This is a genomic window from Celeribacter sp. SCSIO 80838, from assembly GCF_056498065.1.
The window spans coordinates 373,819-397,562 of the sequence record NZ_JAZKMA010000001.1 but is presented as its reverse complement, the minus strand read 5'-3'; the positions used below and the strand labels follow the sequence as shown (position 1 = coordinate 397,562).

At 61.7% G+C, this 23,744-nt stretch carries 19 protein-coding genes; 12 read left to right on the top strand and 7 right to left on the bottom strand.

The genetic code is table 11. The features are described 5' to 3' along the window. Positions 1–71 precede the first annotated feature (71 nt). Positions 72–1,016 carry a hydroxymethylbilane synthase gene (gene hemC, locus V1475_RS01820; protein ID WP_479411384.1) on the top strand — a complete coding sequence of 315 codons (945 nt, stop codon included), beginning with the start codon at positions 72–74 and terminating at the stop codon, positions 1,014–1,016. A gap of 3 nt (positions 1,017–1,019) precedes the next feature. On the opposite strand, the gene V1475_RS01815 is transcribed toward hemC, so the two are convergent. Together V1475_RS01815 and hemN are read right to left on the bottom strand one after the other, a co-directional pair. Beyond that, positions 1,020–2,414, bottom strand: a complete 1,395-nt coding sequence (locus V1475_RS01815) for an FAD-binding oxidoreductase (protein ID WP_479411383.1) — start codon at positions 2,412–2,414, stop codon at positions 1,020–1,022. Between the two features lie 117 nt (positions 2,415–2,531). Beyond that, the gene (hemN, locus tag V1475_RS01810) at positions 2,532–3,887 is read right to left on the bottom strand and encodes an oxygen-independent coproporphyrinogen III oxidase (protein ID WP_479411382.1); all 1,356 of its coding nucleotides are present in this window, start codon (positions 3,885–3,887) and stop codon (positions 2,532–2,534) included. 66 nt (positions 3,888–3,953) lie between these two features. Here hemN and fnrL point away from each other — a divergent pair, with 66 nt between their 5' ends. Beyond that, complete coding sequence (gene fnrL, locus V1475_RS01805) at positions 3,954–4,694, top strand: transcriptional regulator FnrL (RefSeq protein WP_066702717.1); 741 nt, start codon at positions 3,954–3,956, stop codon at positions 4,692–4,694. Between the two features lie 123 nt (positions 4,695–4,817). Here fnrL and V1475_RS01800 read toward each other — a convergent pair whose 3' ends face one another. Continuing rightward, entirely contained in the window at positions 4,818–5,657 is an 840-nt protein-coding gene (locus tag V1475_RS01800; RefSeq protein WP_434290301.1) for a universal stress protein, read from the bottom strand. A gap of 366 nt (positions 5,658–6,023) precedes the next feature. Here V1475_RS01800 and ccoN point away from each other — a divergent pair, with 366 nt between their 5' ends. The 8 genes from ccoN to ccoS all read left to right on the top strand — a co-directional run bounded on the left by ccoN (position 6,024) and on the right by ccoS (position 13,961). Then, on the top strand, positions 6,024–7,619 hold the full coding sequence (ccoN, locus tag V1475_RS01795; RefSeq protein WP_479411381.1) for a cytochrome-c oxidase, cbb3-type subunit I: 1,596 nt from the start codon (positions 6,024–6,026) through the stop codon (positions 7,617–7,619). A gap of 15 nt (positions 7,620–7,634) precedes the next feature. Continuing rightward, on the top strand, positions 7,635–8,360 hold the full coding sequence (gene ccoO / locus V1475_RS01790; RefSeq protein ID WP_434290303.1) for a cytochrome-c oxidase, cbb3-type subunit II: 726 nt from the start codon (positions 7,635–7,637) through the stop codon (positions 8,358–8,360). A gap of 12 nt (positions 8,361–8,372) precedes the next feature. Continuing rightward, positions 8,373–8,552: a cbb3-type cytochrome oxidase subunit 3 gene (locus V1475_RS01785; protein WP_066702731.1), complete on the top strand. Its 180-nt coding sequence runs from the start codon at positions 8,373–8,375 to the stop codon at positions 8,550–8,552. Next, on the top strand, positions 8,549–9,427 hold the full coding sequence (ccoP, locus tag V1475_RS01780; protein ID WP_434290304.1) for a cytochrome-c oxidase, cbb3-type subunit III: 879 nt from the start codon (positions 8,549–8,551) through the stop codon (positions 9,425–9,427). The genes V1475_RS01785 and ccoP overlap by 4 nt, the downstream gene beginning before the upstream one ends. Positions 9,428–9,711: 284 nt before the next feature. Further along, entirely contained in the window at positions 9,712–11,157 is a 1,446-nt protein-coding gene (gene ccoG / locus V1475_RS01775) for a cytochrome c oxidase accessory protein CcoG (RefSeq protein ID WP_479411380.1), read from the top strand. 3 nt (positions 11,158–11,160) lie between these two features. Further along, the gene (locus tag V1475_RS01770) at positions 11,161–11,619 is read left to right on the top strand and encodes a FixH family protein (RefSeq protein WP_434290306.1); all 459 of its coding nucleotides are present in this window, start codon (positions 11,161–11,163) and stop codon (positions 11,617–11,619) included. 9 nt (positions 11,620–11,628) lie between these two features. Beyond that, positions 11,629–13,806, top strand: coding sequence for a heavy metal translocating P-type ATPase (locus V1475_RS01765; protein ID WP_479411379.1), 2,178 nt, complete (start codon positions 11,629–11,631; stop codon positions 13,804–13,806). Next, entirely contained in the window at positions 13,803–13,961 is a 159-nt protein-coding gene (gene ccoS / locus V1475_RS01760; protein WP_066702757.1) for a cbb3-type cytochrome oxidase assembly protein CcoS, read from the top strand. Before V1475_RS01765 ends, ccoS begins: the two co-directional genes overlap by 4 nt. Here ccoS and V1475_RS01755 read toward each other — a convergent pair. Beyond that, positions 13,958–14,653 carry an arylesterase gene (locus V1475_RS01755; protein WP_479411378.1) on the bottom strand — a complete coding sequence of 232 codons (696 nt, stop codon included), beginning with the start codon at positions 14,651–14,653 and terminating at the stop codon, positions 13,958–13,960. The two genes, ccoS and V1475_RS01755, sit on opposite strands and share 4 nt — an antisense overlap. Here V1475_RS01755 and V1475_RS01750 point away from each other — a divergent pair. Continuing rightward, complete coding sequence (locus V1475_RS01750) at positions 14,652–15,332, top strand: ABC transporter ATP-binding protein (protein ID WP_479411377.1); 681 nt, start codon at positions 14,652–14,654, stop codon at positions 15,330–15,332. The two genes, V1475_RS01755 and V1475_RS01750, sit on opposite strands and share 2 nt — an antisense overlap. Positions 15,333–15,352: 20 nt before the next feature. Then, positions 15,353–17,863 (top strand): ABC transporter permease, encoded by a 2,511-nt coding sequence (locus tag V1475_RS01745; protein WP_479413944.1) that lies wholly within the window; start codon positions 15,353–15,355, stop codon positions 17,861–17,863. Here the strand turns inward: V1475_RS01745 and V1475_RS01740 are convergent. The 3 genes from V1475_RS01740 to V1475_RS01730 all read right to left on the bottom strand — a co-directional run bounded on the left by V1475_RS01740 (position 17,860) and on the right by V1475_RS01730 (position 23,363). Beyond that, positions 17,860–19,023: an acetate/propionate family kinase gene (locus V1475_RS01740; protein WP_479411376.1), complete on the bottom strand. Its 1,164-nt coding sequence runs from the start codon at positions 19,021–19,023 to the stop codon at positions 17,860–17,862. The two genes, V1475_RS01745 and V1475_RS01740, sit on opposite strands and share 4 nt — an antisense overlap. Then, positions 19,023–20,414 (bottom strand): bifunctional enoyl-CoA hydratase/phosphate acetyltransferase, encoded by a 1,392-nt coding sequence (locus V1475_RS01735; RefSeq protein ID WP_479411375.1) that lies wholly within the window; start codon positions 20,412–20,414, stop codon positions 19,023–19,025. The genes V1475_RS01740 and V1475_RS01735 overlap by 1 nt, the downstream gene beginning before the upstream one ends. Positions 20,415–20,579: 165 nt before the next feature. Then, the gene (locus V1475_RS01730; protein ID WP_479411374.1) at positions 20,580–23,363 is read right to left on the bottom strand and encodes a methyl-accepting chemotaxis protein; all 2,784 of its coding nucleotides are present in this window, start codon (positions 23,361–23,363) and stop codon (positions 20,580–20,582) included. Positions 23,364–23,744 lie beyond the last annotated feature (381 nt).

Below are 23,744 nucleotides of genomic sequence, written 5' to 3'. Positions count from 1 at the left end.
CGCGCTTTTGTCAAGCGCAGAGGGTGTTTTCGACGCTTGTCAGGCCGATCCGCCGCAGGTAAGCCTTGGCCATGACAGTGACACTTCCGACCCCCGCAGCCCCCCTGAAAATCGGCACCCGTGGCTCGCCGCTCGCTTTGGCGCAGGCCTTTGAGACGCGGTCGCGCCTTATGACGGCCTTCGATCTGCCGGAGGATGCGTTCGAGATCGTGACAATTTCCACGCGCGGCGACCGGGTTCAGGACCGCTCCTTGCGCGAGCTGGGCGGCAAGGGGCTGTTCTCCAAGGAGATCGAGGAATTTCTTCTGACCGGCGAAATCGACATTGCGGTGCATTCCACCAAAGACATGTCGGTGATGCAGCCGGAGGGGTTGATCCTCGACACCTATCTGCCGCGCGAGAACCCGTTTGACGCCTTCATCACACTCGATGGCAAGGCGCTGGCCGATCTGCCGCAGGGGGCTGTGGTCGGGTCCTCCTCGCTCCGTCGCAAGGCGCAGTTGTTGAACAAGCGCCCGGACCTTGAGGTCGTGGAATTCCGCGGCTCGGTGCAGACCCGGTTGCAAAAGCTCGAAGAGGGCGTGGCGGATGCGACGTTCCTCGCGATGGCCGGGCTCAATCGGCTGGGCTACGATCATGTGCCGCGCCGCGCCGTGACGGCCGAAGAGATGCTGCCCGCCGTGGCGCAGGGCGCGATTTCCATCGAGCGGCGCGAGGGTGACGCGATGGTCGCGGAGATGTTGGCCGCACTGCATGACAAGACGACCGGGCAGGCGATGGCCTGTGAGCGGGCGTTTCTTACGAAGCTCGACGGCTCTTGTCAGACCCCGATTGCCGGGCTGGCCGAGGTCGATGGCGGGACCATTCGTCTGCGCGGAGAGATTCTGCGCACCGATGGTTCGGAAAGTCTGACGGACGATATGTCCGGCGCGGTCGAGGATGCCGCCGCGATGGGCGTCGAGATGGCGACGAAACTTCTGGAACGCGCGGGCGCCGGGTTCTTCGACTGGAAATAACGTTTAGGGCAGCGTTTTTCCGGGGTTTAGAATGCCTTTCGGGTCAAAGGCCGCTTTCACCGCGCGCATCATCTCCAGAGCCACCGGATTTTTACGGCGCTCCATCGAGGGCAGTTTCGACAGGCCGATGCCGTGTTCTGCGGAGAAACTGCCGCCCATTTCACGCACGATTTCCTCGACCTCTTCCATCAGGGGATCGGCCAACTCATAGGTGCTCGGGTACACGGTATAGTGAATATTGCCGTCGCCCAGATGCGCGACGGGGCAGGTTTTGAACCCCGGATCGAGCGTACGCAGACGTGTTTCCGCCTGATCCATGAAAGCCTCAAGCCGGTCGAGCGGCAGACATAGGTCGTTGATCACCACGGGTTTCTCGGCGGTGGAAATCTCTGCTGCGGCTTCGCGGATTTCCCACATCAGCGCGCGCTGCGCTTCGGATTGCGCGAGCGCTGCGTCGAGCACCAGACCCTCTTCGAACAACACGCCCAGCGTCTCTTCGAGATGGGTGACGAGCGGGATCTGCCCGGTCTCGTCGGGGGTGCAATCTCGCAACATGGTGGAGCCGATCTCTAGGAAAATCGTGTGATCCTGATCGTGGCCCAGAGGCGGGGCCAGATCGGCGCGGAAGCGGGCGAGGTTGTCCATATAGCCGCGCGGCATGTACTCGAAGGCCTCGACCATACCGCCGGTGCGGGTCTGGAGCGCGTTCAACAGGTTGAGCGCAGCGGACAGCCCGGTGGTGGTGACCATGGCCGTGGCATGCGCGAGCGGTGCGGGGTAGAGTTTCAGCACGGCGGCGGTGATGACGCCCAGCGTGCCCTCCGAGCCGATCATCAGATCGCGCAAGTCGTAGCCCGAATTGTCCTTATGCAGCTCGCTCATCAGATCGAGCACCCGCCCGTCGGCCAGAACCACTTCGACGCCGAGACACAGATCGCGGGTGTTGCCATAGCGCAGCACGTTCGAGCCACCGGCGTTGGTCGCAAGCGTGCCGCCGATCCGGGCGGAGCCGCGTGCGCCGAAGGTCATCGGGTAGGTCAGGCCATGGGCCTCGGCGGCGTCGTGCAGGTCCTGTAGGATCACGCCTGCCTCGACCACGGCGATGCGGGCCTCCGGGCGGATCTCGCGGATCGTCTGCATCCGGTCGAGGGAAAGGATCAGCGCGCCGTCTGCGGCAGTCGCGCCCGTCAGGCCTGTGTTGCCGCCCATCGGGACCACAGGCGTTTCGGTCTCATGGCAGAGCGCCAGAATGGCGGAAACCTCGGCGGTCGTGCGAGGACGGACCACGGCCAAGGGAGAGGTTTCATATTTTCCGACCCAGTCGCGGCCATAGGGCAGGGCGTCGTCGCCCGTGAGCACATGGGGCGTAATGGCTTTGAGGCGGGAAAGAATGTCCATGATCGGTCTCCGGTTTGTCCGCCGGGTGTCCTGCAAATCCCTGGCAATGGCAAGGGCCAGACAGAGAAAGACCCGCGCTATTGGCGGGTCTTTTTCGGCGTTTGGGAGGTGATGCGCTCAGACGGCGGAGGAGTGTTGCGCCTGTGTCATGTCATAGGCATCGAAGTGGCGCGCGATCATGCGGGTGAGCGGGCGGGCCTCTTCACGGATCACGATGCGTTCGGACGAGATGTCGAGCATCTCGGGGAAGGCTTCGGCGGCGCTGGTCGCGAAGTCGTTGAATTCCGCTTGTGTGAGACCGTAGACCTCAGACAGTTCCGCCGCCTCGACGCGGAAATCGCACATCAGCGCCTCGATGATCCGACCGCGCAGGTGGTCCTCTTCGGTGAAGCGGTGGCCCTTGGCGATGGGCAGGAGACCCGCGCGCACATCGGCCTGATATTTCGAGGTCGAGGGCTGGTTCTGGGCATAACCGCCCGGATATTTCGCAATCGAAGAGGCACCGATGCCGACCATGGTCGGGCATTTGTCGTCGGTATAGCCCTGGAAATTGCGGCGTAGCTTGCCGGTGCGCAGGGCGACTTCGAGCCCGTCGCCCTTTTTCGCAAAATGGTCGATGCCGATCTCGGCGTAATTGTCCCAGACGAAAAGGTCGCGGGCGGTGTTGAACAGGTCGAGCCGCTCTTCGGGCGTCGGAAGTTCGTCGGTCGGGATCATGTTCTGCCGCCGGGCCATCCAGGGCACATGAGCATAGCCGAACAACGCCACCCGGTCTGGCGAGAGCGACAGGAGTTTCTGCACGCTCTCGGAGATTTTCTCCCGGGTCTGGCCCGGAAGCCCATAGAGAATGTCGGCATTCAGAGAGCGAATGCCACGGGCGCGGAGGCCCTCGACGGCGGCTTTCGTGGTCTCATAGGACTGAATGCGGCCGATGGTTTCCTGAATCTGCGGATCGAAGTCCTGCACGCCGATGGAGGCGCGGTTCATCCCCGCTTCGGCGAGCGCATCGAGACGCGCGTCGTCGATCTCGTTCGGGTCGACTTCGACAGAGAACTCGTAGTCTTGCGCGAAAGGCGCGAGGTCACGGATCGCGCCCGAGAGATCGGCGATCATCCCGGCTTCCAGAAGCGTTGGCGTGCCGCCCCCCCAATGCAGATGGCCGATCTCGATGCCCTCGGGCAAATGCGCCTTCACAAGCGCAAGCTCCGCTTTCAGCGTTTCGACATAGGCCGCGACCGGTCCGGCTGTCGTGGTGCCCTGAGTCCGGCAGGCGCAGAACCAGCAGAGGCGGCGGCAAAACGGAACATGGACATAAAGCGAGATCGGCTCGGCGGGATTGAGCGCGGAAAGCCACTCGGCCACGTCATTCCCTCCGACGGTGTCGGAAAAATGCGGCGCGGTCGGGTAGCTTGTGTACCGGGGGACACGAGCGTCAAAAAGGCCAAGCTTGCGGAGTTGCGTGTGTTTGTTCATAGAGATACGCTGTAGCCCATCAAAGATCGGGTGCATTGACCCAGATCAAGAATTGCGAGCGCGCGAATGAACGAAATTGTGTTTGACCATAAAGAGTGCGGGTCCTGCCCGATCCGGCATCGGTCCGTCTGTGCGCGCTGCGAGGCGGATGAGCTCGAAGAACTCGATGCGATCAAATACTATCGTTCCTACGAAGCCGGTCAGCCGATCGTGTGGTCCGGCGACCGGATGGATTTCGTGGCCTCGGTGGTGACTGGCGTGGCCTCGCTCAGTCAGGCGATGGAGGACGGGCGGACCCAGATGGTCGGGCTGTTGCTGCCGTCGGATTTCCTTGGGCGTCCGGGGCGCGATGCGGCGCCTTACGATGTGGTGGCTGTGTCGAATCTCACGCTCTGCTGTTTCCGCCGTAAGCCGTTCGAGCAGATGATGATCCGCACGCCGCATGTGGCGCAGCGCCTGCTTGAAATGACGCTCGACGAATTGGATGCGGCGCGGGAATGGATGTTGATTCTCGGGCGCAAGACCGCGCGGGAAAAAATCGCCTCGCTTCTGGCCATCATCGCCCGGCGCGAGGCGTCGTTGGCGCTGACCACGGCAGGCGATGGGATGGATTTCGAACTGCCGCTGACGCGCGAGGCGATGGCCGATTACCTCGGGCTGACGCTTGAGACCGTGTCGCGGCAGATCTCTGCGCTCAAACGCGACGGGGTGATCACGCTCGAAGGCAAGCGCAAGGTGATCATTCCCGATTTCGACCGGTTGCAGATCGAGACTGGCGATGACAATGACGGTGGGCTGATGGTCTGATCCATCACTTTGATTATAAAAAGAAACCCCGCAGAGCGATCTGCGGGGTTTCTTTTTGGGCCTGGTATTCCCGACCGGCACATGAGGGAGGACTGTGCCGATCGGACTATGCCCGAAAACGTCTCAGTGCGACATCAGAACCGGAATGTCGGCCAGTTCGAGCATGTGACGGGTTGCGCCGCCGAGGATGGATTCGCGGAAGCGCGAATGGCCATAGGCCCCCATCACCAGAATGTCGGCATCCTTGTCTTTCAATTGACGCACGAGCACGTCGGAGATGCGCGGCATGGTTTTGGCGAGCACGGAGACCTCGGCGCGCACGCCGTGACGCACGAGCATCTGGCAAAGCGAGCCGCCCGGATCGGAACGGTCGGGACCGTGTTGCGGCGGGTCGATGATGGTGATGTCCACCAGATCGGCCTTTTGCAGGATCGGCAGAGCGGCACGCACCGCGCCGAGGGCTTCGGCGCTTTCGTTCCAGGCCACGACCACGCGGTCGATGTTGTCCGGAATGTTCACGCCATCGGGGACGACGAGCACCGGAACATGGCCGGAGAACAGGGCGGCTTCGAGAATCTCTTCATGTTCGTGACCGCGACCCTGACCGTAGGGGCGGGGCAGGACGACGACATCGGAGAAGCGCAGGAAATGCGCGAGCTGCGGGGTCAGGCCAGCCATTTGCGCCGTCACCGGGTTGGTGAACCACGGAATTTCTTCGGCCTTGAGGTAGTCGCTGACCTCTTGTTCGATCTTTTTGCTGTCGGCCTGGGCCTGTTGCAGGTTGTCCTGAAGCGCCATGGCATTGGTGCCGGCGTAATAAAAGCCGGGTTGCGTCCGGTCGAGGCCGAGGCAGATCACATCAAGATGCCCCTCTTCTTTCCGGGCGAGGGCCACCGCCGCATCCAGAGCGTGGCGGTCGGCCTCCATGTTGCACATGATGGTTGTGATGGTTTTGAAGGGCATGTCCGCCTCCCACGGGTGGTGTGTATCATTGCCGAAATCATGGTCCCGCAAAGGAAATCTCGCTTTGACGGAGATCAACAAAAAACGCGGTTTTGGTCACAGAGTAAAGGTCTATTGGAAATATAAGTTTTCGGGATAGCTTTTTTGCGGCAAATTTGTCCATGCGAACAGGGTGCGACCGATTGGCGCGGGCATGCAGATGCCTGCTGTCATATCGACGCATAAAAATCGTAAATGGCAGTGTTTTGACTCAGATCAATGTCCATCACAAAGATGTGAGACAAATCGCATAGAGTCGAACCCCGTGGGTCGAATACGGGACGGCTATGCCCTATGGACGAGGGCAAAGGAACGAAGGGACGCAATATGTGGAACTATATCAAGCTGGCAGTGCTGGGGATCGCCGTGATCCTGTTCGGCCTTGCCGCGAACTACGGGCGTGATTTTGCCTATCAGGTGCACGCGCTCATTTTCATGGCCGCGGCGGCTATGACCTTTATTTACACCCTGCGGGTGGCAGGCGACGTCAAACCGGCTCCGACCGGCTATCTCGACGGCGTCGTGCGCGCGGGTGTCATCGCGACGGCCATCTGGGGCGTCGTCGGCTTTCTCGCCGGGACGTTCATCGCGTTTCAGCTCGCCTTTCCGCAGTTGAACTTCGAATTCCTGCAAGGCCACGGCAACTTCGGGCGCCTGCGTCCGCTGCACACCTCTGCGGTGATTTTCGCGTTCGGCGGCAACGCCCTGATCGCATCCTCCTTCTACGTGGTTCAGCGGACCTCCGCATCGCGCCTCTGGGGCGGCAACCTCGGTTGGTTCGTGTTCTGGGGCTACAACCTGTTCATCGTGCTGGCCGCAACCGGCTATGTGATGGGTGTGACCCAATCCAAGGAATACGCTGAACCGGAATGGTACATCGACCTGTGGCTGACCATCGTCTGGGTGGCTTATCTGATGGCCTTCATGGGGACGATCTTTACCCGCAAGGAAAAGCACATCTACGTTGCGAACTGGTTCTACCTGTCCTTCATCGTGACCATTGCAATGCTGCACATCGTCAACAATCTGGCGATTCCGGTCTCCATTCTGGGCTCCCGCTCCGTGATGGTGATGTCCGGCGTGCAGGATGCGATGACGCAGTGGTGGTACGGCCACAACGCCGTGGGCTTCTTCCTGACCGCAGGCTTCCTGGGCATGATGTACTACTTCGTGCCGAAACAGGCCGAACGTCCGGTGTTCTCCTACAAACTGTCGATCATCCACTTCTGGGCGCTGATCTTCATCTACATCTGGGCCGGTCCGCACCACCTGCACTACACCGCGCTGCCCGACTGGGCCTCGACGCTGGGTATGGTGTTCTCCGTGATCCTGTGGATGCCCTCCTGGGGTGGCATGATCAACGGCCTGATGACGCTCTCGGGTGCATGGGACAAACTCCGCACCGACCCGGTGATCCGCATGATGGTGATCTCCGTCGGCTTCTACGGCATGTCGACCTTTGAAGGTCCGATGATGTCGATCCGGGCTGTGAACTCGCTGTCTCACTACACCGACTGGACCATCGGTCACGTGCATTCCGGTGCTCTGGGCTGGAACGGCATGATCACCTTCGGCGCGCTCTACTACCTCGTGCCGGCGCTGTGGAACCGTCAGCGTCTCTACTCGCTCGGTCTCGTGTCCTGGCACTTCTGGCTCGCCACCATCGGCATCGTGCTCTACGCCGCGTCGATGTGGGTCACGGGCATCATGGAAGGCCTGATGTGGCGCGAAGTCGACAGCCAGGGCTTCCTCGTGAACGCCTTTGCCGACACCGTGGCCGCGAAACACCCGATGTATGTGGTGCGTGCGACGGGCGGGGTGCTCTACCTCACCGGTGCGCTGATCATGTGCTACAACCTCTATATGACCGTGCGTCGTGCTCCCGTGAAAGCGGACGAGACGGCTCTGGCTCCGGCTGAATAAGGGAGGGTTTCAAACATGGCTCTTATCGACAAACATAAGATCATCGAAACCAACGGCACCCTGCTTCTGGTCGGTGCGCTTCTGGTGGTGACTGTCGGCGGGATCGTCGAGATCGCACCGCTGTTCTATCTCGAAAACACCATCGAGGATGTGGAGGGCGTGCGTCCCTATTCTCCGCTGGAGCTGACGGGTCGGGAAATCTATGTGCGGGAAGGCTGCTATGTCTGCCACTCGCAGATGATCCGCCCGATGCGCGATGAGGTGGAACGTTACGGTCACTACTCGCTGGCAGCGGAATCGAAATACGATCACCCGTTCCAGTGGGGGTCCAAGCGGACGGGGCCCGACCTCGCCCGTGTGGGCGGTCGCTACTCCGACGAGTGGCATGTCGACCACCTGACCAATCCTCAGTCCGTTGTGCCGGAATCGGTGATGCCGAAATACGGCTTCCTGGCGGACCGTTACATCGAGCCCGAGTATATCGAGGACCTGATGAAAACCCACCGCATCGTTGGCGTACCCTACACCGACGAGATGATCGAAGTCGCGAAAGAGGACTTCGTGAACCAGGCGGATCCGTGGAGCGACAGCGAGGGTCTCCTCGAGCGCTACCCGAATGCGCAGGTGCGGAACTTCGACGGTCAGGACGGAATCACGGAGATGGATGCGCTCATCGCGTATATGCAGATGCTGGGCACCCTGGTCGATTTCTCGACCTTCACTCCGGATGAGTCCCGCTAAGGAATCGAAGAGATGGATTATCACATCCTTCGCGAATTTGCCGACAGCTGGGTGTTGCTGGCCATGTTCGTGTTCTTCGTTGCCGCGGTGGTCTGGGCGTTTCGCCCGGGCTCCCGCAAGCAACATCGCGACACGGCCGACGTCATCTTCCGGCATGAAGACAAACCCGCCGAAGAGGAGGCGAGGACATGAGTAAGAAAGAAGTCGAAACCACAGGTCATTCCTGGGACGGGATCGAAGAGTACAACAATCCGCTCCCGCGCTGGTGGCTGATCATCTGGTACATCTGCATCATCTGGGGCATCGGCTACACCATCGCCATGCCCGCATGGCCGCTGGTGAAAGGTGCCACCGAGGGCGTGCTCGGCTGGTCCACCCGTGCGCAGGTCGCCGAGAAAATCGCCTCCTTCGAGGAGATGAACGCCGGTGTCGAGGCCGAACTGGCCGCAGCCGACGTGACCGAGGTGATGCCGGGGTCCGATGTGTACAACTACGCCGTCAACATGGGCGCTTCGGTGTTCCGTGCCAACTGTTCGCAGTGCCACGGCTCGGGTGCTCAGGGCAACGTGGGTTATCCGACGCTTCTGGACAACGACTGGCTCTGGGGTGGCACGATCGACGAGATCGCCTACACCGTGCAGCACGGCGTTCGTAACGAAACCGACGATGCCCGCTATTCCGAGATGCCGAAATTCGGTGCCGACGAACTGCTCGAACCCGAGCAGATCGATCAGGTGGTCGAATTCGTGATGTCGCTGTCCGATCCGGACGGGGACGGCACCAACATCTCCGGTCATAGCTACGATGCCGCTCTGGCGTCGGATGGCGCTGTGGTCTTCGAGGAAAACTGTGCCTCCTGTCATGGCGAAGACGGCACCGGCGACATCTATCAGGGCGCTCCGAACCTGACCGATGCGATCTGGCTCTATGGCGGCAACCGCGACACCATCCATGAAACGGTCACCTATGCCCGTTTCGGCGTGATGCCGGCTTGGGGGCTGCGCTTGTCGCAAGCCGAGGTCAACGCGGCGGCTCTCTACGTTCACCAGCTGGGCGGCGGGCAATAAGCTCATGAGATCCGGGCGGAAACGCCCGGGTTGCGGCACCGGCCCTCGATCCTGTTCGCGCGTTTCTTCAGGGTCGGTGCCCTCAAACACAAACCGCAGCGCTCCATGCTGCGGTTTTCTCTTAAGTTTCACGGACATTGTGTGGCAGGATGCCGCAGGTCCAAGGCGTGTTTTTGATGCACCTTTTAACCGGCCGTCACAAAAGTTTGATGCACATCAAGGCTGTGAAAAAGTATCGCTCCCATTAAGGGAAAACCCGCGAACAGTCGAAAAGGCAACGCTCCATGAGCTCTACCGACAACTCTCCCGAACATAAGCTGTATTCCTCCCGAGAGCCGATTTTTCCCCGCCGCGTGAAGGGGAAATTCCGGTCGCTCAAATGGGTCCTGATGATCGTGATGCTGGGCATTTACTACCTTTCGCCCTGGATCCGCTGGGACCGTGGGCCGGAGTTGCCGGATCAGGCGATCCTGATCGACCTCGCGAACCGTCGTTTTTTCTTCTTCTGGATCGAGATCTGGCCGCATGAGTTCTATTTCATCGCGGGCCTTCTGATCATGGCCGGTCTCGGCCTGTTCCTGTTCACCTCCGCCGCCGGGCGGATCTGGTGCGGTTATGCCTGTCCGCAGACCGTCTGGACCGACCTGTTCATCCTGACGGAGCGCTGGATCGAGGGCGACCGCAACGCCCGCCTGCGTCTGCACCGTCAGAAGAAAATGGACCTCCGCAAGTTCCGCCTGCGGATCGAGAAATATCTGGTCTGGATTCTGATCGGTCTGGCGACCGGCGGGGCCTGGGTGTTCTATTTCACCGATGCGCCGACGCTGCTGGTCGATCTGGTGACCGGTCAGGCCCATCCTGTGGCCTATCTGACGATGGCGATCCTGACTGCGACCACCGTGTTCTTCGGCGGCATCGCCCGCGAGCAGGTTTGTATCTACGCCTGTCCGTGGCCGCGGATTCAGGCCGCGATGATGGACGAGGACACGCTGACCGTCGGCTATCGTCATTGGCGCGGCGAGCCGCGGGGCAAACACCGCAAGGGCGAAGGCGCCGCCGAGCTTGGCGATTGCATTGACTGCATGGCTTGTGTGAACGTCTGTCCGATGGGGATCGACATTCGCGACGGGCAACAGCTCGAATGCATCACCTGTGCGCTCTGCATCGACGCCTGTAACGAGATGATGGACAAGATCGGCAAGCCGCGTGGCCTCATTGATTACATGGCACTGACCGACGAGCCGCGCGAGATCGCGGGCGAGACGCCGAAACCTGTGTGGAAACACATCTTCCGTCCACGCACCATTCTTTACACCGTGCTCTGGGCCGGTGTCGGCGTCGCGCTGATCTGGGCGCTGTTTGCCCGCGCGGACATCGACATGACCGTCGCGCCGGTGCGTAACCCGACCTATGTGATGCAATCCGACGGGGCGATCCGCAACATTTACGACCTGCGCCTGCGCAACAAGCATGGCGAAGAGCGCGAATTCCGTGTGAGCGTTACGGGCGACGACACCCTGACGGTAACCTTGCAGGATTCCGATACGAGCGCGGGCGATACGATTGCGGTGAAGGCCGATGAGATGCGCATCGTGCGCGCCTATGTCGAAGCCCCTGCCGGGTCCAAAGCGGCCACTTCCGACCGTACGGAATTCACCTTCTGGGTCGAAGATGGTATTGCCAACGAACGGGTCTCCGTCGACTCGGTGTTCAACGGTAAGGGACAATAAAACATGGCACGCGAAATCACGGGCAAACATGTCCTCATCGGAACGGTGTCGGCCTTTGCCGTGATCATCGGGGTCAACATCTTCATGGCCGTGCAGGCCGTGAAGACCTTCCCGGGGCTGGAGACCGCCAACTCCTATGGCGTCTCTCAGACCTTCAACCGCGACAAACAGGCCCAGGAAGCCCTGGGTTGGACGGTCGAGGCGGTGGACGATCAGGAGCACCTGTTCGTCTTTATCCGTGACGCCGAAGGTCGGCCCGTCGAGGTCGCCGAGATTGGCGGCACTCTGGGTCGCGCCACCACCGTCGTGGACGATCAACAACCGGAGTTCAGCTTCAACGGTGAGGCCTATGTGGCCAGGACCGGAATGCTGGACGCGGGCAACTGGAACTATCGGATGACGGCCACCGCGCTGGATGGAACGCATTTCACCCAACGGATCGTCATCCACGTCAAACGCTAAGGCACACCCATGTCCGAGGTTCAGATCTCGGCCTGTCCGGCCTGTGTGGCCGCTCCGGCCGCCGAGGAAACGGCACACGCGCGGGATGTTCGTGACGCGCGTTTCGTGCTGTCCCTGCCCGCGATCTATTGCGCCGCCTGTATTTCGGGCGTCGAACGCGAGCTGACCAAACAGCCGGGCGTGCGGGCTGCGCGGGTGAACCTGACGCTCAAGCGCGCGCAGGTCGAAGCGGATGAAGACGTCTCCGTCGATGCCCTGATCGGTGCGCTGACCAAGGCGGGTTACGAGGCTTATGAGCTCGACGCCAGCGCCATTTCCGCCACCGAGACCGACAAAAAAGGCCGCGCCATCCTGACTCGCATCGCGGTGTCGGGCTTTGCGATGATGAACGTGATGCTCTTGTCCATCGCGGTCTGGTCTGGGGCGTCTGACGTGACGCGCGATATGTTCCACTGGGTTTCCGCCGCCATCGCGCTTCCGGCCATCGCCTATGCGGCGCAGCCGTTTTTCGGCTCGGCCTGGACAGCGCTCAAAGCCAAGCGTCTCAATATGGATGTGCCGATTTCGCTCGCCATCCTCCTCGCGGGGGGGATGTCTCTGTTCGAAACCATCGAGTCCGGGCAGCATGCCTATTTCGACGCGGCGCTTTCGCTGACCTTCTTCCTTCTGGCTGGGCGCTATCTCGATTACCGCACGCGGTCCGTCGCGCGCTCTGCCGCCGAAGAACTCGCCGCCCTCGAAGTGCCGCGTGTGACGCTCGTGGACGGCACGGTGATTTCGATCAAGGACCTGGCCAAAGGTGCGCTTGTCCGCGTTGTTCCGGGGGCGCGTGTGCCGGTCGATGGGATCGTGGTCGAAGGAGCCTCCGAGCTGGATCGCTCGCTTCTGACCGGGGAAAGTCTTCCGGTTGAGACGGGTGTCGACAGCATTGTTTCCGCGGGTGAGGTCAATCTGACCGGGCCGTTGATCGTGAAGGTCACCGCCGCAGGTGAAGACAGCTCGCTGCACCGCATGGCCGATCTTGTGGCCATGGCCGAAACCTCGCGCAACAAATATACCTCGCTTGCCGACCGGGCTGCGCAGATTTACGCCCCTACCGTGCACCTTCTGGCACTGGCGGCCTTCGTCGGCTGGATCGTGGCGACCGGCGATCTGCGTCATTCGATCAACGTCGCGGTCGCGGTCCTGATCATCACCTGCCCCTGTGCGCTGGGGCTTGCCGTGCCTGCCGTGACAACGGCCGCCTCCGGGCGTCTGTTCCGGGCCGGGATGTTGATCAAATCCGCGACGGCCATTGAGCGGCTGGCCGAGGTCGACACGGTGGTGTTCGACAAAACCGGCACGCTGACCGAGGGCAAGCCGGAGCTGGCAAACCTTCGCGAGATCCCTCCGCATGCCCGTTCTGTCGCCATGGCTCTGGCCGCCGGGTCCGCTCACCCGCTGTCAAGCGCGCTGTTCGAGGCCGCGCGTGCCGCCGATATCGTGCCCGCGCCGGTCACGGACATGCGCGAAGTACCGGGGCAGGGGGTTGAGGGCCGTTTGGGTGATCTGACCGTGCGTCTGGGGCGCGCCACATGGCTCGATGCCGTCGCGATGTCGCAAACGGCGACCTATCTCAAGATCGGGGAGGAGGCGCCGATTGCCTTCGCCTTCATCGATCATCTGCGCGAAGGGGCAGCCGATGCGGTGGCGGCGCTCAAACGTCAGGGCATGGATGTTGTCCTGCTCTCCGGCGATGCGCCTGCGGCCGTCGCAGACATTGCGCATCGGATCGGCATTGACGCATGGGACGCGGAATGCCTGCCCCAAGCCAAGGCGCTGCGTGTCGCGGAGCTGACCCGCTCGGGCCGCAAGGTCTTGATGGTCGGTGACGGGTTGAATGACACCGCAGCACTTGCCGCAGCGCATGTGTCGATCTCGCCCGCCTCTGCTCTGGAGGCCACGCGCGTGGTGTCGGACATGGTGCTTCTGGGCAAATCGCTGGCCCCGATCGGTGAGGCGACGCGGGTGTCCGTGTCTGCAACCCGCCGGATCAAGGAAAACTTCAACATCGCGACGCTGTATAACCTTGTCGCCATCCCGGTCGCGCTTGCCGGTTACGCGACACCCTTGGCTGCGGCCTTGGCGATGTCGGCCAGTTCGATTACGGTGTCGCTCAACGCGCTCCGGCTCAGAGGGAAATCATGAACGTTCTCGTCTATCTCATCCCGATCTCGATCTTTCTCGGCGGGCTTGGGTTAGCCGGGTTTTTCTGGTCGATCCGGTCGCGGCAATATGACGACCCGGACGGAGATGCGCAGCGCATCCTCACGGGCGAATATGACGACCACCCCAAACCCTAATCGGCGAGGGTCGCCAGTTCGGCAACCGTCGGCCCCATGGCCTCGACGATGACCGCCACGCCCTTCGCATTCGGGTGGATGCCATCGGCCTGCATCTCTGTTTTCAAGGTCTGATCCCACGGCCCCAATTCGGTCAGGGGCTCGAGGAACCCTTCGAAATAAAGCGTGTCATAGTCTGCGGCCAAATCCGGATAGATCGCATCGAAGGCGGTCTTGTACTCCGCGCCGTAATTGCCGGGGGCCTGCATGCCGATGAGCAACACGGGAATGTCTTTCGCCTTGGCGGCATCAAGAATGCCCGCGAGATTGGCGCGGGTCAGATCGGGGGAAAGGCCGCGCAACAGATCGTTGCCACCGAGTGCCACGATCATCGCCCCAATGTCCGGCGTCAATGTCCAGTCGACCCGCGACAGCCCGCCTGCGGTCGTGTCGCCCGAGACGCCCGCGTTGACGATGGTTGCGTCCACTTCATGGGCGTCGAGCCAGTTTTGCAATTGAGCGGTGAAGCCATCCTGCGCCATCAAGCCATAGCCCTGCGTGAGGCTGTCGCCCAAAGCGGCAATGCGCACGGGGTCGGCTGCGGCGGCCGTGGCCCAAAGGATCAGAGATACCGGAGCCAAAAGACCGAGACCACGCTTGCCGATGCGGCGCGCAACCCCATATTTTTCGGAGACACGCGAAAGGACGCCCATGGACCCGATCATTGCCACGAAAGACGCCCGCCTCACCCTCGATGGCAACGCGGGCCGGGTCGAGATTTTGCGGGGCATTTCATTGCAGGTCGCGCGCGGCGAAACGCTTGCACTCATCGGGCCTTCGGGATCGGGCAAATCCTCTCTCCTCATGTTGTTGGGCGGGCTTGAGATGGCCAGCGCCGGGACGATTTCCGTGCTTGGGCGCGATCTCACCGCGATGAACGAGGACGAGCTGGCGCGCTTCCGCAGGGATCATATGGGGGTGGTGTTCCAATCCTTCCACCTTATTCCGACAATGACCGCTTTGGAAAACGTTGCCATCCCTCTCGAGCTGGCCGGTATGCCCGATGCGTTCGAACGCGCGCAGGCGGAACTGGAAGCGGTTGGCCTTGGCACGCGTCTCGATCATTACCCGGCGCAAATGTCCGGTGGGGAGCAACAGCGCGTCGCCTTGGCGCGTGCCTCCGCCCCGCGTCCGGAGATTTTGTTGGCCGATGAGCCGACCGGAAATCTCGATGGCGCAACGGGCGAGGCGATCATGGAGCTTCTGATGGGGCTGCGCGACCGTTACGGCGCGACGCTTGTGATGGTGACGCACTCGCCCGAGCTTGCCGGGCGCTGTGACCGGGTGATCCGGTTGCGGGACGGGCAGCTGGAGACGGAGGCGCAGGCGTGACCCTCGGGGTCGACTTGCGGATGGCGTTTGTCATCGCGTGGCGCGAGCTGCGGGCAGGCGTGCGCGGTTTTCGCATTCTGATCCTGTGTCTCCTCTTGGGCGTTGCGGCCATCGCTGCGGTCACGTCTGTCCGCGACAGTATTTCCAAGGGCCTCGCCCGCGAAGGCGCATCGCTTTTGGGCGGCGATGCGGAGATGGAATTCACCTATCGCTTCGCCACTGCCGAAGAGCGGGGCTGGATGGCAGCTCATTCCGAACGCTTGTCCGAGATTGCCGATTTCCGGTCCATGCTCAGCCTCGGCGATGAACGCGCATTGACACAGGTGAAAGCCGTGGATGGCGCCTATCCCTTGGTCGGAAGCGTGGGGCTGACCCCCGACATGCCTTTGGCTCAGGCGCTCGCCGGGCAGGGCGATCTGCCGGGGATCGTGCTCGATCCGGTTCTCAAGGACCGGCTGGGCCTCTCACTTGGCTATGAGGTGCGCATCGGCGATGTGCCCTTTGTCGTCATGGCCGAACTGACCCGCGAACCGGACGGGGCGGGGGCGGGGTTTACGCTCGGACCACGCAGCATCGTGGCGCTTGCAGCGCTTGAAAACAGCACATTGCTCGCCCCCGGTACCCTGTTTGAAAGCGCTTATCGTCTCGATCTGCCGGAAGGCAACGATCTCGATGCGCTCAAAGCCCGTGCCGAGGTGGAGGTGGCCGAGGGTGCCTTCCGCTGGCGCGATGCCCGAAACGGCGCGCCGGGCGTCAATCGTTTCGTCGAACAGCTCGGCTCCTTTTTGGTTCTCGTGGGTCTTGCCGGGCTGGCGGTTGGTGGCGTGGGGGTGTCTGCGGCGGTGCGCGCCTATCTCGACCGCAAGATTGCCGTGATCGCCACACTCAAGACCCTCGGTGCGACGCGGCGGGTGATTTTCCTCACCTATCTGTTGCAGATCAGTGCCTTGGCCGGAGGAGCCATCCTCGTTGGCGTGATCCTTGGCGGGCTGGTCCCGCTCTTTGCGATGCCGTTCATCCAGACACTTCTGCCGGTGCCGGTCGAGCGGGGTGTTCAGATCGCTCCGCTGCTGGAGGCCGCACTTTACGGCGCTCTCGCGAGTGCCGTCTTCGTCCTTTGGCCGCTGTCGCGGGCCGAGCGTATCCGCCCGGCGGCCTTGTATCGCGACGCCCTCTTCGGGCTGAAGGGGCTGCCCCGGTGGCCTTATCTTCTGACGATGCTTCTGCTCCTCGCAGCGCTCGTTCTCTGCGCAGCGGTCTTTTCCGACAATGTCCGGCTGGTGCTCTGGACCGTCCTCGGTCTGGCCGTCGCTTTTGCTGCGCTCGTCCTCTCTGGCCGTGGCCTGGCGCGTCTGTCGCGTCGCCTGACCCGGTGGAAATCGCTGCGCCGCAATCTTGCGTTCCGCCTCGCGCTTGGCTCTGTCGGCGGACCGGGGAGCGAGGCGGTGTCTGTCGTGCTGTCGCTTGGCCTCGGGCTTACGGTCCTCTCCGCCATCGGTCAGATCGACGCCAATATGCGCGGTGCGATTGCGCGCGATTTGCCGGATCGCGCACCCTCCTATTACGTCGTCGATATTCAACCGGACCAGATCGACGGGCTGACCGAGCGGGTCAAAAGCGATCCCGGCGTGTCGCGGTTCCAAAGTGCGCCGATGCTGCGTGGTCTGATCACCAAGATCAACGGTCAGGATGCCGAAGCGGTGGCCGGGCCGCACTGGGTTCTGCGGGGCGATCGGGGCGTGACCTATGCGGGCCATAAACCAAGCAATGTCAAAGTCCTGTCCGGGGCATGGTGGTCGCCCGATGAGACCGAGCCACAGATCAGTTTCGCCGCCAAGGAAGGCGAGGAAATGGGGCTGAAACTTGGGGATACGATCACGATCAACATCCTCGGACGCGACATCACTGGGCGGATCACCTCGTTTCAGGATGTGAATTTTTCAAGCGCCGGGATGGGGTTTATCCTGACGATGAACAAAGCGGCGCTTGCCGGCGCGCCGCATACATGGATCGCCACGATCTATGCCGAACCGGCGGCGGAGGCCCCGTTGATCCGGGATCTGGCGAAGGCCTATCCCAACATCACAACCATCCGGGTGCGCGATGCGATCGACCGGGTTGTGGCCATCCTGCAAAGCATTGCCGCCGCCACGACGCTTGGCGCGACCGCGACCTTGATCACGGGTGCGATTGTTTTGATCGGGGCTGCGGCGGCGGGCGAAGATCGGCGGCGCTATGAAGCGGCGGTTCTCAAAACGCTTGGTGCAACGCGCGGCAAAATCCTCGCGAGTTTCGCCCTGCGTGCGCTCCTTTTGGGGCTTGGGGCGGGCCTTGTGGCGCTGACCACCGGGGCGATTGGCGCTTGGGCGGTCGTTCACTATGTGATGGAGGCGGAGTTTAGCCTCTCTGTTGGCGCGGCACTCTGGATTGTCCTTGGAGGTATCGCGATGACCTCGCTCACCTCGCTTTGGTTTTCGTGGCGCGCAATGCAGGTCCGCCCGGCGCGTGTGCTCCGGGCATCGGACGGTTAATGCGCGGGGGACAGGGCTTTCGCCACGGCGTCGGCGATCACCTGTTCCTCATCGGTCGGAAGCACGAAGACGGGTGTCGGTCCTTTCGCGATTTCCTTGGCGTTTCGCGCGTTGGCTTCAACGTCGGGGACGATCCCCAGAAAGCCGAGCCGTTCGATGATCTGCTGTCGGATGTTGGGAGAGTTTTCCCCGATGCCACCGCAGAACACCAGCGCATCAATGCCCGACAGCGTCGCCGCCATAGCGCCGATCTCGCGCCGGACCCGGTAGACGAAATACTCGACCGCGTCTTTCGCGCCCTGCGCGTCGGAAGCCTCCAGCACCTGCATGTCATGGCTGATACCCGACAGGCCCAAAAGCCCGGATTCGTAATAGAGCATATGGGTCAGCTCCTGTGGTGTCATGCCTTCGGTCTCCAGAAGGTAGAGCAGAATGCCGGGGTCGAGATGACCGGAGCGGGTTGACATCGGGATGCCGTCGAGCGGCGAAAACCCCATGGAGGAGGAAATCGAATGGCCGCCGTTGACCGCGCAGATCGACGCGCCGCTGCCGAGATGGCAGATGATGATGCGTTTGCCATGCAGATCGGGGCGTTCGCGGATGAGCTGATGCGAAACGTAATCGTAGCTCAGCCCGTGAAACCCGTAGCGCTTGATGCCCTGTTGGTAGAATTTGCGCGGGATTGCGTAGATGTCGTTTTCCCATGGGTGATTGCGGTGAAACGCCGTGTCGAAACAGCCGATCTGCAACGCATAGGGAAAGGCGCGTTTCGCCGCCATCACTGCCGAGAGGTTGTGGGGTTGGTGCAGGGGGGCAAGCGGGTTGAAGGTGGCGAGATCGGCCATCACCTCGTCGGTTAACTCCGTGGGAGTGGCACGCAGCGGGCCACCATGGACGATGCGATGCCCGACACCCGCGACATCCTGCCCGTCGAGAAGGGGCGTGATCTTGTCGAGAATGACTTCAAGCGCCTGCCCCTGATCCGTCGCGGTAATCGGTTCAGATCCTTTCGGGCCACCGGATTTGAACTGGAAACTGGGGGTCGATCCGATCCCCTGAACCTGTCCGCGCGCGATACATTCCGGTGTCTCTGCCGTTTTGTAGAGTGCGAATTTGACCGAGGAGGACCCGGCATTGACCGTCAGAATTCGCTGTCCCATCAGAGTTTGACCCCGACCCGTTGTGCGTGGAGCGCGGCGACGGCGCAGGAGGCGAGGCGGGATTTGTCGCTGTCCGACCGCGAGTTCAGCACGATCGGACAACGTGCGCCGATGACGACACCTGCCGCTTCGGAATGGGCGATGAAGGACAACTCCTTGGCCAGCATATTGCCGCTTTCAAGGTTCGGAGCCACGAGGATTTCCGCCTGTCCGGCAACCGAGCTTTTGAGCCCTTTGGTCCGGGCCGCCGCGAGGCTGACGGCATTGTCCATCGCGAGCGGGCCATCGACCATGCCGCCGGTGATCTGGCCTCGGTCGGCCATTTTCGACAAGGCGGCGGCATCGAGGGTCGAGGGGATTTTCGGGTTCACGGTTTCCACCGCCGAGAGCACCCCGACCTTGGGCGTTTCGATCCCGAGACTTTGCGCAAGGTCGATGGCGTTTTGCACGATATCGACCTTGGTCGACAAATCGGGCGCGATGTTGATCGCCGCATCGGTCACCAGCAGGAGGTGGCTGAGGCCGGGGACGTCCATCACGAAGATATGGCTGATCCGGCGACCGGTTTTCAGCCCGCCGCTCGAGCGCAGGATCGGGCGCAAAAGATCGTCGGTGTGCAGATGTCCCTTCATGATGGCGCTGGCACGGCCCTCATGCACCATAGTAACGGCCATCTGCGCGGCCTCCGGGTGGCTGGGGCAATCCACGATCTCGACACCGTCGAGGGACAACCCGTTTTGTTCGGCAACGGACCGAATTTTCGTCTCGCTGCCGATCAGAATGGGCACGATCAAAGTGTGTTTGGCGGCCATCAACGCACCGCGCAGGGAATTTTCCTCTTCCGGTGCGACGACGGCCATGCGCACGGCGGGAAGGGCCTCGGCCATATCGAGCAGCTTGTCGAAGTGGCGATGGCTTTCGACGGTCAGGCCGGGGACGTCATGGATGTCGAAGCTATGCTTTTCGGTCGGGGCGCAAACTTCCGCCTCTCCTTCCACAAGCACGGTGCCGTCCGCCAACGTGACCGAGGTTTCGAAAACCGCGCTGCCAGCGTCGGTCTTGCGGATCAGTTTGACGCGCGCGATGAGCTCGTCGCCGGCATGTGCCCGGCCGAGGAACCTCAGGTTCTGGGATTTATAAAGCGTGCCCGGCCCCGGAAGCTTGTTGCCCAGCACGGAAGAAATCTGTGAGGCGACCCAGAAGGACGGAGCGACGGCTTCCGGCTTGCCATCTTTGTCCCCGTCTTCATGCGGCAGATGCAGAGGGTTGAGATTGCCGGAGGCATGGGCAAAGACATAGAGGTCGTCTGCCACACAGAGGCGGCGGTTCTCGGCTTCCATCCCGACTTCGAGTTCATCGAAGGGGACATTCTCAAATATCGTCACGTGCAATCCTTGCTGTGTCTGGGGTTTTCGATTGGCAAAACCATTTCGAAACCTCGTCTATTTCTTTCGGCTCTATCAAGCCTTTCTCTAAATTTCATGAAGTTCTTTGAATATGTCGCCGAATTTGCGACAGGCTGTGCACAAAGGCCCGGCATGCCGCCCCTGATCGCCTCAGGACGCCTTGCTCAGAGTGTGGCGGTCGCCTTCGGTTTCAGATTGGGCAACGCTGTCGTCCAGCACGAATTTCGAGACGATCTGAGTGAGCATCGTGGCTTCTTGTGTCAGCGAAAGACTGGCAGCCGTGGTTTGTTCGAACATCGCGGCGTTTTGTTGGGTGGTTTGGTCCAGATTGCTCACTGCGGCGTTGATCTCGGAGATGCCTGCGGATTGTTCTTCTGCGGATGTGGCGATTTCCGACATATGATAGGAGATGGCGCTGACATCTTCGACGATGGAGCGCAACGCGTCGCCGGTCTGATCGACCAGTGAGACGCCGCGGTCGACCTGTTGCCCGGAGACGGAGATCAGGGTGTTGATTTCGCGGGCGGCTTCGGAGGAGCGTTGCGCAAGTGCACGGACCTCGGAGGCGACGACGGCGAAGCCGCGCCCGGCCTCGCCTGCACGGGCCGCTTCGACGCCGGCGTTCAGGGCAAGAAGGTTGGTCTGGAACGCGATGTCGTCGATGACGGAGATGATCCTGGAGATTTTATCCGAGGATTCGGAGATCGCGTCCATGGCGGAGATCGCTTCCTGTACGACCTTGCTCGCCGATTGCGCGTTGGATTTCGACCCCGTCACGGTCCGGTTGGCCAGAGCCGCGCCATCGGCGGCGGATTTGACGGACGCGGTCAATTGGGTCAGCGCGGCGGCGGTCTCTCCCAGCATCGAGGCGGCACGCTCGGTGCGGTGCGAGAGATCCTTGGCGGCATTGGAAATTTCGCCGGAATTTCCGTGGATCGTGCGGGCGGTGCCGGACAGGCGTCCAATTACGGAGCGCAAGGACAGCACGGCGGCATTGTAGTCTTGCCGCAATTGTTCGTAGCTTTCGGGGAAGGCTTCGTCGATGGTGAGGCGGACGTCGCCTTGTGACAGCCTGCGCAGGCCTTCGGCCAGTGCGCCGACGACATGGGTCTGTTCGGCATGACGAGCCTGACGCTCGGCGGCGGTTTGGGCCTCGATCGCCTGACGTTCCGCCTCGTTGCGCGCATCGCGTGCGTGGTCACGTTCGGCCTGTTCATGTTGACGCGCGCGTTCGGCGGCCTCGCGGTCGTGGGTTTCTTTCTCCGCCTGTGCTTTGGCCTGATCTTCGCGCAGTTGACGTGCGTGGGCTTCCGTTTCCATGCGCTCCTTCTCGACGAGGTTGTTGCGGAAGACGGAGAGCGCAGCGAACAGACGGGCGATTTCACCGTAGCGACCGCCAACACGGCGTATGTCCGACATATCGCCGATGGCAAGACGCTCGGTGCGGGCGGTGACGGCGGTGAGCGGGTGCATGATGAACATGTAGGTCAGGATCGGCGCGATCAGTACGATCACAACGGCAATGACAGCGATCCCGTTCATGGTCTTCTGTGCATGTTCCGCCGTGGTCGTCAGGGTCTGGCTGGCGGTTGCGATGCCGAAGAGCGAGGCGTCCGAAATCGTGATCACCGCGTCGGAAATGCGCAGCAAACCCGAAGCAACATCCGCACTCGCGGTCAATCCGGATCTGCGCGCTTCAAGCACCTCTGCGCGGGCGTGCAGCAGGCCGGTTTGCGGATCTGTTTCCCGTAAAACGGAGGCGATCAGCCCCTTGAAGTCCTCGGGCAGGGTTACGCTGCGGGCGCGCAATTCGGGGGTGAGCTTGTCGATTTCCGCCTGAAGGCTGAGCACGGCGCCGGTTTCGACCGAGGCCGCGCCCTGCATGGCCTTGATCAAAATGGTCTTTGCTGTGCTGTCGAGCCGCGCCAGATCGGTGATGTTGCGCACATCCTTGTCGAGCAGGGTGCGGAGCACGACCTCATTCTTGCTGAGCGCATCGGCGCTTTCCATGTCCAGGGTGAAGAGCACGTGATCCACAAGCTTGCTCGACAAGGTGTTCAACTCATCCTGTGCCTGATGCAGGAGGCGCGCGCGGATTTTCATGTCTGCAGGCGAGAGGTCGAGAAACCCGGACGGAAAAGTCAGCGCCTCGCGCAGTTCCGGCACCTTTCCCTGCACTGTATCATTGGCTGTCATATCCTTGAGCAAGGCCTCGATGCGCTCATGGGCGGCACGGGTTTGGTCCAGAACCTCGGTGCGGATACCGAAATCATTGGTTTCCAGGAGTGTCTGGGTCAGCCCGACGGAGAGGTTCAGCTCGGCCTTGAACATCAGGGCCAGTTTCAGGGCCTCGACATCGCGTTGCAGCAATTGGCTCAGGTTGCGGTTCGTGGCGGACGATGCGTCGTTTCCGGCCAGAAGCAGGGCGAAGGACGCCTGGCTGATCTGTGTCTGCAACATTTCACCGAGCGCGCGCGAATCTGCGTTGAGCTGGCTCTGGGCCTTCAGGTTCCGCGCCTGAGCTTCGAGTTCGCGACGACGGGCGTCGTTGAGCGTGGCGATGTCGGCGTTCAGCGTCAGCATGTCCTCGTTGAGGCTCGGATAGGCGGTGTGATCGACCTGCTGGAGCCTCTGATCGAGCGTCGCTGCGGCGCTTTCGAGATTGGCGATAGCCCCCTCGATCTCATTCTGGGCGGTTGTGCCGGACAGCGTGCCGATGCCGGTCTTGAGGTCGGACACGGCGTTTGAGATGCCCGCGGCGATCTGAAGCGGTGGGAGCGAGTCGCTGACCAAGCGATCCGTCTCGTCCCGGATCGTGGAAATCAGGGAGCCGGAGACCAGAATGGCGGCCAGTGTCGTGCCGACAAGCGCGAAGAGGATGCCGAGGATCTTGGCCGCGACCGATCCCAGAAGATTGCCGATCCAGTTTTGCATGCGATGCCCCGCCTGAGCCGTCTTGGAAGATGCGTGGACGGTGGCAGCAAGCTCCTAATATTCGGTTTAGATACGCGTGAAATGCGCGAGGGCAGTATCGCGAACGGATTTCGCCGGATGGGATGGAATCATTTTGCGTAGTTCGGACGATCCCGCTTTGGCAACCTGCGCAGTAAAGTGACAAGAATGTTGGCATCTGTGCAAAAAACAGGCATATCCCGGCGATTTTTCTCATAGAAGCCTGTGCGGTTGTATACAGTCTTGTGTGCGTGTTTTGCTGAGACAAACTCTGGAACGCGCCTCAAGCCCCCGAGCATTAAAGCTGCTTTGCGGAGTGTCAGAGGGGAGGGGTGTGCGCGGAAGGCCGACTTGCCGGCTGGC

Excerpts from the sequence above, each read along its gene's own strand:
- fnrL (WP_066702717.1), top strand. The coding sequence starts at position 3,954 with ATGAACGAAATTGTGTTTGACCATAAAGAGTGCGGGTCCTGCCCGATC.
- V1475_RS01765 (WP_479411379.1), top strand. The coding sequence starts at position 11,629 with ATGTCCGAGGTTCAGATCTCGGCCTGTCCGGCCTGTGTGGCCGCTCCG.
- V1475_RS01770 (WP_434290306.1), top strand. The coding sequence starts at position 11,161 with ATGGCACGCGAAATCACGGGCAAACATGTCCTCATCGGAACGGTGTCG.
- ccoN (WP_479411381.1), top strand. The coding sequence starts at position 6,024 with ATGTGGAACTATATCAAGCTGGCAGTGCTGGGGATCGCCGTGATCCTG.
- ccoO (WP_434290303.1), top strand. The coding sequence starts at position 7,635 with ATGGCTCTTATCGACAAACATAAGATCATCGAAACCAACGGCACCCTG.
- ccoG (WP_479411380.1), top strand. The coding sequence starts at position 9,712 with ATGAGCTCTACCGACAACTCTCCCGAACATAAGCTGTATTCCTCCCGA.
- V1475_RS01785 (WP_066702731.1), top strand. The coding sequence starts at position 8,373 with ATGGATTATCACATCCTTCGCGAATTTGCCGACAGCTGGGTGTTGCTG.
- ccoP (WP_434290304.1), top strand. The coding sequence starts at position 8,549 with ATGAGTAAGAAAGAAGTCGAAACCACAGGTCATTCCTGGGACGGGATC.
- V1475_RS01815 (WP_479411383.1), bottom strand. The coding sequence starts at position 2,414 with ATGGACATTCTTTCCCGCCTCAAAGCCATTACGCCCCATGTGCTCACG.
- V1475_RS01745 (WP_479413944.1), top strand. The coding sequence starts at position 15,353 with ATGGCGTTTGTCATCGCGTGGCGCGAGCTGCGGGCAGGCGTGCGCGGT.
- V1475_RS01750 (WP_479411377.1), top strand. The coding sequence starts at position 14,652 with ATGGACCCGATCATTGCCACGAAAGACGCCCGCCTCACCCTCGATGGC.
- V1475_RS01740 (WP_479411376.1), bottom strand. The coding sequence starts at position 19,023 with ATGGGACAGCGAATTCTGACGGTCAATGCCGGGTCCTCCTCGGTCAAA.
- V1475_RS01800 (WP_434290301.1), bottom strand. The coding sequence starts at position 5,657 with ATGCCCTTCAAAACCATCACAACCATCATGTGCAACATGGAGGCCGAC.
- ccoS (WP_066702757.1), top strand. The coding sequence starts at position 13,803 with ATGAACGTTCTCGTCTATCTCATCCCGATCTCGATCTTTCTCGGCGGG.
- hemC (WP_479411384.1), top strand. The coding sequence starts at position 72 with ATGACAGTGACACTTCCGACCCCCGCAGCCCCCCTGAAAATCGGCACC.
- hemN (WP_479411382.1), bottom strand. The coding sequence starts at position 3,887 with ATGAACAAACACACGCAACTCCGCAAGCTTGGCCTTTTTGACGCTCGT.
- V1475_RS01755 (WP_479411378.1), bottom strand. The coding sequence starts at position 14,653 with ATGGGCGTCCTTTCGCGTGTCTCCGAAAAATATGGGGTTGCGCGCCGC.
- V1475_RS01730 (WP_479411374.1), bottom strand. The coding sequence starts at position 23,363 with ATGCAAAACTGGATCGGCAATCTTCTGGGATCGGTCGCGGCCAAGATC.